The sequence below is a fragment of the Burkholderia sp. Ap-955 genome, assembly GCF_011753045.1.
GTDB lineage: Bacteria > Pseudomonadota > Gammaproteobacteria > Burkholderiales > Burkholderiaceae > Burkholderia > Burkholderia lata_D.
The window spans coordinates 1-10,638 of record NZ_VWWH01000149.1 but is presented as its reverse complement, the minus strand read 5'-3'; the positions used below and the strand labels follow the sequence as shown (position 1 = coordinate 10,638).

Below are 10,638 nucleotides of genomic sequence, written 5' to 3'. Positions count from 1 at the left end.
CTGCGCGGAGCGGCCGGCCTGCGGCGTCAGCAGGTAGCCCGTGCCGATCTGCACCGCGCGCGCGCCGAGCGCGAACGCAGCCGCGATGCCGCGTCCGTCGGCGATCGCGCCGGCCGCGATCACCGGGGCGCGCACCGCGCCGACGATCTGCGGCAGCAGCGCGAACAAGCCCGGTTGCGCATGGATGTCGTCGGTCAGGAACATCCCGCGATGGCCGCCGGCCTCCGCGCCCTGCGCGACGATCGCATCGACGCCGCGCGCATCGAGCCAGCGCGCTTCCTCGACGGTCGTCGCGGACGACACGACCCACGCGCCCGTACGCCGCACGCGCTCGAGCAACGCATCATCCGGCAACCCGAAATGGAAGCTGACGACGGCCGGGCGCAGTTCCTCGACGACCGCGCACATCGCATCGTCGAACGGCGCGCGGCCGGGGCCGCCCTTCACGTCGGCCGGATCGAGACCGGCTTCCGCGTAATAACCGGCGAGCGCCGCGCGCCAGCGTGCATCGACCTCGGCGTCGGGGGCCGGCGGCGTATGGCAGAAGAAGTTCACGTTGAACGGCGCGCACGTGCGTGCACGAATCGCCGCGATCTCGTCGCGCAGTTGCTGCGGGCCGAGCGCCGCGCACGCGAGCGAGCCGAGCCCGCCGGCTTCGCACACCGCGATCGCGAGCGGGCTCAGCGAACCGACCATCGGGGCCTGGATCAGCGGCAAACGGGAAGGCAGCGTCGTCATCGGAATCGTCGTCGGGGAAGAAGCGGTGGTCGCGCGCCGGCGGCGCGCGTTTGATGCGCTCGATATTAACCGACAAACCTGAACCCCGATTGCGGCGGCATTTACGTCACGAATTGATTTAACCGATTCGGGAAAAACGATTATCCACGACAGCTTCAGCAGCGTGATCTCACCATCCATGGCCGAGACCAACGAAAACGCCCAGATCCTTTCTGCACGGACCGCCCACACCCAAACTCAAACACCGATTCACTGGTTTCAATGACATTCATCAATATTCAAGTTATTAAATACCGGCGTTTACCCTTATTAAAAACCACCAAGGCGATAACATGAAAACGTTAAATAAAACGACGATTCATGCCGGAATCGTCAACCGGCGCCACGCCGCGCCACTTCAACCGCAACACGTCTCGTCAAGGAGCGTCGCATGTCCGATGCCAGCTCGTCCTCCCCCCGCGCCGCCGCCCCATCGGCCGCGGCTTCCGCGCCGAAAATCGGCGTCATTCCCGCCACGCTGATGGTCGCGGGCAACATGATGGGCTCCGGCGTCTTCATGCTGCCCGCGAACCTCGCCGCCACCGGCGGCATCGCGATCTTCGGCTGGCTGATCACCGTCGTCGGCGCCGTGTCGCTCGCGCTCGTGTTCGCGAAGCTCGCCGCGATCGACCCGGCCGCCGGCGGCCCGTACGCGTATGCGCGCAAGTCGTTCGGCCCGTACATGGGCTACCAGACCAACCTGATCTACTGGCTCGCGAACGTGCTCGGCAACGTCGGCCTCGCGGTTGCCGGCCTCGGCTACCTCACGCATTTCTTCCCGGTCCTGAAGGACCCGCTCGTGTTCGCGCTCGCGCAGATCTTCGTGATCTGGCTGTTCACGTACGCGAACATCCTCGGGCCGAACGTCGTCGGCCGCGTGCAGTCGGTCACGACGATCTTCGCGCTCGTGCCGATCCTCGGGATGGCCGTGTTCGGCTGGTTCTGGTTCAGCAAGGACGTGTACTTCGCCGGCTGGAACGTGTCGGGCACCAACAGCTTCAGCGCGATCGGCGCGACGCTGAACTTCACGCTGTGGGCGTTCATCGGCGTCGAGAGTGCGTCGGTATCGGCCGGTGTCGTCGAGAACCCGTCGCGCAACGTGCCGATCGCGACCGTCGGCGGGGTCGTGCTCGCGGCTGTCTGCTACGTGCTGAGCTCGACCGTGATCATGGGGATGATCCCGAACAAGGCGCTGCTCGCATCGAGCGCGCCGTTCGCGGATGCCGCGCGCCTCGCGCTCGGCGAGTCGGCCGCGAACGCGGTCGCGATCTGCGCGGCGCTCGGCTGCCTCGGCTCGCTCGCGGGCTGGACGCTGCTGGTCGGCCAGACCGCGAAGGCGGCCGCCGACGACGGCCTGTTCGCCGGCGTGTTCGCGCGCGTGAACTCGAAGAACGTGCCGTCCGCCGGCCTCGCGATCGTCGCGCTGATCATGTCGGTGCAGGTGCTCGCGACGATGTCGCCGAGCGCGAGCGAACAGTTCGGCAAGATCGCGTCGATCGCCGTGATCATGACGCTGCTGCCGTACATCTACTCGTGCATCGCGATCAAGGTGCTCGGCTACGGCAAGATGCCGTCGCACCAGTTCACGTTCTACACGATCGTCGGTCTGATCGGCGCCGTCTACGCGCTGTGGGCGATGGTCGGCTCCGATGGCCAGCAAACGCGCTGGTCGCTGATCTTCGTCGTCGCGACGATCGTCTTCTACGAGCTGTCGATCAACCGCCAGCGCGAGATCGAGGAAACCCATATCCATCCGGGCGGCCGCTCGCCGCGCTGGGTGCGCTATCTCGCACTCGGCGTGACCATCGCCGCGCTCGCCGCCACCTTCTGGATCTCCGTGGGCCGTCACCAGGCCGACACCCTTCACGCGCGCTCGCCGGCCGTTGCCGCGAGCGTCCAGGCAACCCAGCAAACGGGGGATTGACACATGACGACTTCCTTGACCCAACCGGCCTTCCGCCGCCTCGGCATGAAGGCGCTGCTCGTGCAGCACGACATCGACGAACGCACGGCCACCGGGCGCGCCGCGACGGCGCTTGCCGAGGAACTGCGCACGCGGCTCGTCGACGTCGTGATCGCGACGTCCGCCGACGATGCGTGCGCGGTGGTCGCGGCCGATCCGGCGATCCAGTGCCTGCTGCTCAACTGGGAACTCGGCAACGACGCCGACCACGCACCCGCGCAGGCCGTGCTCGACGCGATGCGCGCACGCAATGCGACCGTGCCCGTGTTCCTGCTCGCGAGCCGCGCGAGTGCGTCCGCGATTCCGGTCGACGCGATGCGCAAGGCCGACGACTTCATCTGGATGCTGGAGGACACCACCGCGTTCATCGGCGGCCGCATCGTGGCCGCGATCGAGCGCTACCGCGAAACCGTGCTGCCGCCGATGTTCCGCGCACTCGCGAAGTTCTCGCGCGTGTACGAATACTCGTGGCACACGCCCGGCCACACGGGCGGCACCGCGTTCCTGAAATCGCCGGTCGGCCGCGCGTACTTCGAATTCTTCGGCGAATCGCTGTTCCGCTCCGACCTGTCGATCTCGGTCGGCGAACTCGGCTCGCTGCTCGATCACTCGGGCCCGATCGGTGAAAGCGAACGCTATGCGGCGCGCGTGTTCGGCGCGCATCGCACGTATCACGTGACGAACGGCTCGTCGATGTCGAACCGCGTGATCCTGATGGCGAGCGTCACGCGCAACCAGGTCGCGCTGTGCGACCGCAACTGCCACAAGTCGGCCGAGCACGCGATGACGATGTCGGGCGCGATTCCGACCTACCTGATTCCGTCGCGCAACCACTACGGGATCATCGGGCCGATCATGCCCGAGCGGCTGACGGCCGCCGCCGTGCGCCTCGCGATCGACGCGAACCCGCTCGTGCGCGGCCGCGACGGCATCGACCCGACGCCCGTGCATGCGCTGATCACGAACTCGACGTACGACGGCCTCTGCTACAACGTCGCGCGCGTCGAGGCACTGCTCGGCCAGAGCGTCGATCGATTGCATTTCGACGAGGCATGGTACGGCTACGCGCGCTTCAACCCGATCTATCGCGACCGTCACGCGATGCACGGCGATCCGTCGCAACACGATGCGAGCAAGCCGACCGTGTTCGCGACGCAATCGACGCACAAGCTGCTCGCCGCGCTGTCGCAGGCATCGTTCATTCATGTCCGCGACGGCCGTAACCCGATCGAGCACGCCCGCTTCAACGAGGCGTACATGATGCATGCGTCGACGTCGCCGAACTACGCGATCATCGCGTCGAACGACGTGAGCGCCGCGATGATGGACGGCCCCGGCGGCGAGGCGCTGACCACCGACGCGATCCGCGAGGCCGTCGCTTTCCGCCAGATGCTGGCGCGCCTGCATACGGAATGCGCGGAGAACAACGACTGGTTCTTCAACGGCTGGCAGCCCGATAGCGTCGTCGATCGCAAGACGGGCCGGCGCGTGCGCTTCCACGAAGCGGACGAGACGCTGCTCGCCACCGATCCGTCGTGCTGGGTGCTGCATCCGGGCGACACGTGGCACGGCTTCGGCGATATCGAGGACGACTACTGCATGCTCGACCCGATCAAGGTGTCGATCGTCACGCCGGGTGTCGCCTCGCACGGCGGGCTGATGCCGGTCGGCATTCCGGCGTCGGTCGTCACCGCGTATCTCGACCGGCACGGGATCGTCGTCGAGAAGACGACCGACTTCACGATCCTGTTCCTGTTCTCGCTCGGCGTGACGAAGGGCAAGTGGGGCACGCTGGTCAACACGCTGCTCGACTTCAAGCGCGACTACGATGCGAACGCGCCGCTCGAACAGGCGCTGCCCGAACTCGTCGCGCGCTATCCGGAACGCTATGGCAAGCTCGGCCTGCGCGACCTGTGCGACCTGATGTTCAGCGCGATGAGCGACCTGAAGACGACCGAGATGATGTCGCGCGGCTTCTCGACGCTGCCGAAGCCCGACTACAGCCCGGCCGAGGCGTTCGAGCATCTGGTGCACAACGACATCGAGATGCTGGAGCTCGCGGAGATGGAAGGCCGCACCGTCGCGACGGGCGTCGTGCCCTATCCGCCCGGCATTCCGCTGCTGATGCCCGGCGAGAACGCGGGGCCGGCCGACGGCCCGCTGCTCGGCTACCTGAAGGCGCTCGAGCAGTACGACCTGCGCTTCCCCGGCTTCACGCACGACACGCACGGTGTCGAGGTCGAGGATGGCGTGTATCGCATCGCGTGCATCAAGCAGAAGGCGCACGATACCCGCACGCGCTGAGCATGCGCCGGCCGCGGTGCATGCGGCCGTTCGGTTCAGGCGGCCGGTTGCGCCGGTAACCGGCCGCCTGCGCTGCGCGATTGTCGTCGGGTTGGCCGATGCATGCGTCGTACCGCGGCGCGATCGCGTCGGTTGCTCGCATCGGTTTCGGAATCTCCCGGCGCGCTTCCCGCGAACGACCTGCCGCAGCGCCGCGACCTTGTCAGCCCGCGTCCGGCTCGGGCACGCGTACCGCGGCCTCGATGCGAAACAGCAGCCGGTTGTCGAGCACATCCCAGATGTCGACCTCGCCCCGCCCGCCCATCGGCAGGCCGGCAAACACGAGGCGACCGCCGATCCAACCGGCCTGGCTCTTGAACCATCTGCGCTCGCACCAGCCGCCACGATGCAACGCGAGCCGCCTGCCGCTGCCGACATCGAACTCACGCAACACGCATTTCGCGTCGCGCGCCAGCACGCGGGCACCGTCGTCGGAAAACGCGCAGGGGAAGCCATTGTCCGCGCCCGGCAATTCGCAATCGGCTTCGCCATCCGTTCGCACCGTCAGCGCGGCATCCCGGGCGAATGCACGGCGATGCCGGCCCGCGCTCACCGCGAACGGCGCATCCTGAAAGCGCACGTCGGCCATGTCGTAATCGAGCACGTCGAGCGTGCCGCCGCCGGCGAGCGGCACCCGGTAGAGCCGGTTGCGGATGCGCACCCACGCTTCGCGCGCGTCGGGCGACAGATGAACCCGCTCCAGATAGTCGTACCGGCTTTCGGCGCGCCAGCACACGTCCGCGGCACCGTTCGCGGCGTCGACCCGGTAAAGCGCCGTGTTGTCCCAGTACGCGACGATCAGCGTCGACAGCGCCGCATCGGCCGATGCGCTCACCGGCACGTTGCGCAGTCCGTCCGTGGCAGTCGCTTGCGCTTCGTCCGGCACGAACGGACGCGGCAGTTCGAACGACGCGACCACCCGTCGCCGCGCAAGATCCCAGATGTCGCAGAATCCTTCGCCGGCAACGACCAGGCGCACGTCACCCGTGCCGTCGCGCGTCCATTCGAGCACGCACGCACGACGGGCCGCAACCGCCCCGGCAAGCGGCGACCGCGACGCTTCATGCGCCGATACCGATTCCGGCACCGGAGCGGCTTCGGCCTGCGCGCCCGCTTCGGGCGCCACGTAATCCGGCGGCACGTAGTCGGGCATCGGCGTTCGATGCCGGGCGCGCCACGCAGCAAGCCACGCCTGATAGACATATCGACGGCTGCCGTCCGTGCCGACATCGGGCTGTTCGAGACGAAAGGCGGCCGGATCGACACCCGGCAGCGGCACGAGTTCGGCACCGTTGCAATAGACGTAGACCCGCGCACGATCGCGCGCGAAATACTCGGAAAGAAACGTGAGCGTCGCGCCATCGACACCGCGGCGATACGGCTGGTTGCCGTGCAGCAACCGCCCCTGCCCGTCGCGCAGGAAGCCGTGCCCGACGAATTCGGCGCTCGCGCCGTCGAACCGCGCCTTCACTTCCTTGCCGAAATAGAACAAGCGGCCGCCGTCGCGCAGATGATGGTCGCCGATCGCTTCGACCCGGGCAGGATCGATGCCGCGCTTGCGGACCAGCATGCACAGCACGCCATTGCGATCCTTCGCATAGATATCGTTCAGGACTTCGAATGTATTTCCGTCGACTTTCGCGGCTTCCGCATGACCGCGCCACTGCTTCAGATAGCAATGGTCGCCGGCCTGATACCACGGCCCGGCCAGATGTCGCCACTGAGCGGGATCGCCCGGCAGCGGGCCGCCGCGAAGAAATCCGGTGTGGTAATCCGAGTACGAATAGAGTCGCGACCGGTCGGCGATGAACGAATCGCCGAGCCACCGGACCGTCGCCGCATCCGGTTCGAGCAGCGGCAGGTCGTGCAGATACACCTGGTCACCGACTACCCGGTACCCGCCGCCAAGTTCTTTCTCCGGCGTGTCTGCCGCAGCCTGCCCGACCAGCGTGTGCCACCAGTAGCCTTGCAGTTCGGGGCGTGCGGCAAAAAACGGCGACCAGTCGCGTTCCCACTTCTCGCGCGGGCCAGGATCGATCGCGTGCCCGTATTGATAAGGCCGCACTCGGTCGGTCGCGAGATCCTGCGCGACATCGGCCGCGCTGACGAAGCTCGCCGCATCGGCGCCTTCGAGCGCCCGTCCGCCATACCAGACCCGCTGCGCATCGACCAGATACGCGCCGACCCACCGCAGCGTCGCGGGATCCGCGCCGCGCATGCGCTTGCCGTAGTGATACAGGTAGCGATCGTCGTGCCCCCATGCATCGTTCAGCAGCCGGAAGCTCGCGGGCGACGCACCGGCAAGCTTGCGGTTCTGGAAGTAGACATGGTTCGCGTCGATGGCATGCGATTCGTCCAGCCGTCGAAACGTCGCGGCATCGACGTCGAGCACGGTGAAGCGCAACCACGTGAACGTGCACGCGTACGCACGCACGCCGTCCGTCGCCAGATACTGGGACAACGGCCGGAAGCCGTCGATCACGATGCCGTCGATGAGGTTGCCGGCACGGTCCCGCAACGGCTCGTCATGGCAGTACACGTGCGCGGCATCGCGCGTGAAGCCGAATCCGAGGTTCTCTCTGAGTGTCATGTTGTTGGTCTATTCCGCTTTCGTCCGGAATGCCCCGGGCAGGCGATGCGCCGCCGGGTACGAAAGCCGCCACCGCGCGGATGCGCGGCGCTCAAGCGTCCTGCGATCTTACGCCACGACTCATCCCGCGCCGGTACGCGGCCGGGCTCGTCGCCGCGACGCGCCGGAAATGCCGGCGCAGCGATTCCTCGGAACCGAACCCCGCGCGCGCCGCGACCTGCGCGAGCGACAGCGCGGGATGCGCTTCGAGCATGTCCTTCGCGACATTCACGCGTTCGCGGATCAGCCACGCGAGCGGCGACATCCCCGTCGCGTCCGCGAACTGACGCTGCAGCGTGCGCGTGCTCATCGCGGCCTGCGCGGCGAGCGACGCAAGCGTGTGCGGCTCGGCCGCGTGCGCGCGCATCCAGTCGATCAGCTTCGCGAGCCGGTCGGTGCCGCCCGGCGCGACCGGGCGCGGCACGAACTGCGCCTGCCCGCCGTCACGATGCGGCGGCAGCACGAGGCGCTGCGCGACGCGGTTCGCGATCGCGCCGCCATGATCGCGGCGCACGAGATGCAGCAGCATGTCGAGCCCCGCCGCCGATCCGGCCGACGTGATCACCTGCCCTTCGTCGACGTACAGCGCATCGGGATTCACGCGCAGCGCCGGATAGCGCGCCTGCAGTTTCTCCGCATAGCGCCAGTGGGTCGTCACCGTGAGGCCGTCGAGCACGCCGGCCGCGGCCAGCACGAACACGCCCGAACAGATCGAGCAGAGCCGCGCGCCGCGGCGATGCGCGGCCCGCAGCTTCTTCAGCAACGGCTCCGGCGGCAGTTCGTCCGGATCGCGCCAGCCGGGGATCACGATGGTGTCGGCGCGATCGAGCGTCGCGAGCCGATACGGCGCGGCGACCGTGATGCCGCCCGCCGCGCGCACGGGCCCCGGCTCGCTCGCGCAGACCGCGAAGCGATACCAGTCGACCCCGAGCTCGGGGCGTTCGAGGGCGAACAGTTCGACCACGCAGCCGAATTCGAACGTGCAGAGTCGATCGTAGGCGAGCGCGACGACGAGATGATTGTGCATGGCGTGATGTTACCGGAACTTGTCGATCGCGCCACTGCCGCGAAACGCGCCGAACCGCGATACTGCCCCTCATTCCACCGCGTTCCGCGCAATCTTCAGGAGAACCTGCCATGTCCTACGTCACCGACGTGCCCGCCGCCGACAGCCCCGCCGCCCTCGCGCATTTCGAGGCGTCGCTGCGCTTCGAGACCGATTGCTGGGACGTGCACGACGCGCTCGCATCGGGCACGCCCGATTTCGTGCTGCTCGACGTGCGCGGCCCCGATCAGTTCGCCGCCGGCCACGTGCCCGGCGCGCGCAACCTGCCGCGCCGCAAGATCATCGAGAGCAAGCTCGCCGGCTATCCGGCCGGCACGCTGTTCGTCGTCTACTGCGCGGGCCCGCACTGCAACGGCGCCGCGCGCGCGGCGATCCAGCTCGCGCGCCTCGGCCGGCCGGTCAAGCTGATGATCGGCGGTGTGACGGGCTGGCTCGACGAAGGTTTCGCACTGAGCAACGAAGTGCAGCCGGCGGACGCCGAAGCCGGCTGATCGTCATTAAAAACGCAACAATCAATTGCTGGACCACGGCCTGCACGCATACGGAAAAAGCGCGACAATCAGTCCCATTGCAGTTCGGATGGAGCAGCAACATGCAGAACGCAGTCCTGATTCAAGTGGCCGGTTCGGTGGCCGCGATCGCGATCTATTTTCTGCCGGCGGTCATTGCCGACCGGCGTGGCCGGCACGACAAGCTGACGGTCGCGATGTTCAACGCGCTGTTCGGATGGACCGGCATCGGCTGGCTGATGACGCTGTACTGGGCCTGCCAGCCGAACCCGCGCACCGATGTCGCGCAGACGATCCTCGCGAAGCGCCGCGGCATCAGCATGCGGACCTTCTCGACCGGCCTCGTCGAACGCGTGCAGCGCCGCGTTGCCGCCCAGGAGCAATGGGCGGAGAAACAAGGTTGCCGTTAAGTCCCTCTTTCCCCTTCAGCGTGACGCGTCGAACTTCGGCATCCTGACGTTGGTCGACGCGCGGTAGTCCCACACCAGCCCGTCGTGCGGCGGTACGCCGCCCGCACGCAACCAAGCCCCGAACGCCCCCGCCGTCACCGCCCGCGCGATCCGCTCGCCCGGGCAACCGTGCGGCCCCGTGCCGAAGCCGAAATTCGGCCCGGCCGCGCGCTCGGGCATGAACCGTTGCGGGTCCCGATGCACGGCCGGGTCGCGGTTCGCGGCGGCGAGCACGACGAGAATCGCATCGCCGGCTTCGACGGTCACGCCTTCGATCACCGTGCGCGATGCGACGAAGCGGCGCGTGTTCTGCACCGGTGAATCGAAGCGCCCGACTTCGGCAACGAATGCGTCGAGCGCGGCATCGTCCGGCGTGACGCGCGCGGCGCTCGCCCCCGCTTCCCCGTTCCACGCCACCAGCGTATTGCCGAGCCACGCGGCGGTCGCCTCGCAGGTCTGCGACAACAGCCCGACGAGATTCGCGACCAGCGCGCCGCTCGCCTGCCAGCCCGCCGCGCGGGCCGCCTGCTGCACGGCGGCAACGAGCGTGCCGTCGTGCGCATGCGTCTGCGCAACGCGCTCCGTCATCCGGTCGAGCAGCGCTCGCGCAGCGTCGCTCGCGCGGGCCAGTGCCGCGGCATCCGACAACGGCGACAGCGCGGCGACGAAATCGACGACCTGCGCCGCGATACCGTCGAGTTGGGTCTCGTCGAAGCCGAGCAGATCGGCAACCGCGCAAACGGGCACCGTCATGCACCACGCGTTCAGCGCGCCGGCATCGCCCGGCGCCGGCAAGCGCCGCGCGGCAATCCGCGCGGCACGGTCGCGCAGCGCCGCCGTGTCGATCGGCGCGAACGCCGTGCGCAGCGCCTGCTTCGGCACGTCGTGCCGCAACGCGCCAT

The 10,638-nt window shown here is 68.0% G+C and carries 8 protein-coding genes; 4 read left to right on the top strand and 4 right to left on the bottom strand.

Features of this window, described 5'->3' with window-relative positions; all coding sequences use genetic code 11:
• The coding region (locus tag F3J15_RS35850; protein WP_166897296.1) for a nitronate monooxygenase at window positions 1–738 on the bottom strand (738 nt) is incomplete at its 3' end.
• Window positions 739–1,168: 430 nt separating this feature from the next.
• On the opposite strand from F3J15_RS35850, the gene adiC reads away from it, so the two are divergent.
• On the top strand, window positions 1,169–2,701 hold the full coding sequence (gene adiC, locus F3J15_RS35845; protein ID WP_166897293.1) for an arginine/agmatine antiporter: 1,533 nt from the start codon (window positions 1,169–1,171) through the stop codon (window positions 2,699–2,701).
• A gap of 3 nt (window positions 2,702–2,704) precedes the next feature.
• The gene (locus F3J15_RS35840; protein WP_166897290.1) at window positions 2,705–5,044 is read left to right on the top strand and encodes an Orn/Lys/Arg decarboxylase N-terminal domain-containing protein; all 2,340 of its coding nucleotides are present in this window, start codon (window positions 2,705–2,707) and stop codon (window positions 5,042–5,044) included.
• Window positions 5,045–5,246: 202 nt separating this feature from the next.
• Here F3J15_RS35840 and F3J15_RS35835 read toward each other — a convergent pair whose 3' ends face one another.
• Window positions 5,247–7,673: a DKNYY domain-containing protein gene (locus F3J15_RS35835; protein ID WP_166897286.1), complete on the bottom strand. Its 2,427-nt coding sequence runs from the start codon at window positions 7,671–7,673 to the stop codon at window positions 5,247–5,249.
• A gap of 91 nt (window positions 7,674–7,764) precedes the next feature.
• The gene (gene ftrA / locus F3J15_RS35830) at window positions 7,765–8,739 is read right to left on the bottom strand and encodes a transcriptional regulator FtrA (protein WP_089485305.1); all 975 of its coding nucleotides are present in this window, start codon (window positions 8,737–8,739) and stop codon (window positions 7,765–7,767) included.
• A 110-nt stretch (window positions 8,740–8,849) separates the two neighbouring features.
• Here ftrA and F3J15_RS35825 point away from each other — a divergent pair, with 110 nt between their 5' ends.
• Entirely contained in the window at window positions 8,850–9,269 is a 420-nt protein-coding gene (locus tag F3J15_RS35825) for a rhodanese-like domain-containing protein (RefSeq protein ID WP_069252181.1), read from the top strand.
• Window positions 9,270–9,370: 101 nt separating this feature from the next.
• Complete coding sequence (locus tag F3J15_RS35820) at window positions 9,371–9,697, top strand: superinfection immunity protein (RefSeq protein WP_011354384.1); 327 nt, start codon at window positions 9,371–9,373, stop codon at window positions 9,695–9,697.
• A 15-nt stretch (window positions 9,698–9,712) separates the two neighbouring features.
• Here F3J15_RS35820 and F3J15_RS35815 read toward each other — a convergent pair.
• The coding region (locus F3J15_RS35815; RefSeq protein ID WP_166897283.1) for a cytochrome P450 at window positions 9,713–10,638 on the bottom strand (926 nt) is incomplete at its 5' end.

Excerpts from the sequence above, each read along its gene's own strand:
- adiC (WP_166897293.1), top strand. The coding sequence starts at position 1,169 with ATGTCCGATGCCAGCTCGTCCTCCCCCCGCGCCGCCGCCCCATCGGCC.
- F3J15_RS35825 (WP_069252181.1), top strand. The coding sequence starts at position 8,850 with ATGTCCTACGTCACCGACGTGCCCGCCGCCGACAGCCCCGCCGCCCTC.
- F3J15_RS35835 (WP_166897286.1), bottom strand. The coding sequence starts at position 7,673 with ATGACACTCAGAGAGAACCTCGGATTCGGCTTCACGCGCGATGCCGCG.
- F3J15_RS35820 (WP_011354384.1), top strand. The coding sequence starts at position 9,371 with ATGCAGAACGCAGTCCTGATTCAAGTGGCCGGTTCGGTGGCCGCGATC.
- F3J15_RS35840 (WP_166897290.1), top strand. The coding sequence starts at position 2,705 with ATGACGACTTCCTTGACCCAACCGGCCTTCCGCCGCCTCGGCATGAAG.
- ftrA (WP_089485305.1), bottom strand. The coding sequence starts at position 8,739 with ATGCACAATCATCTCGTCGTCGCGCTCGCCTACGATCGACTCTGCACG.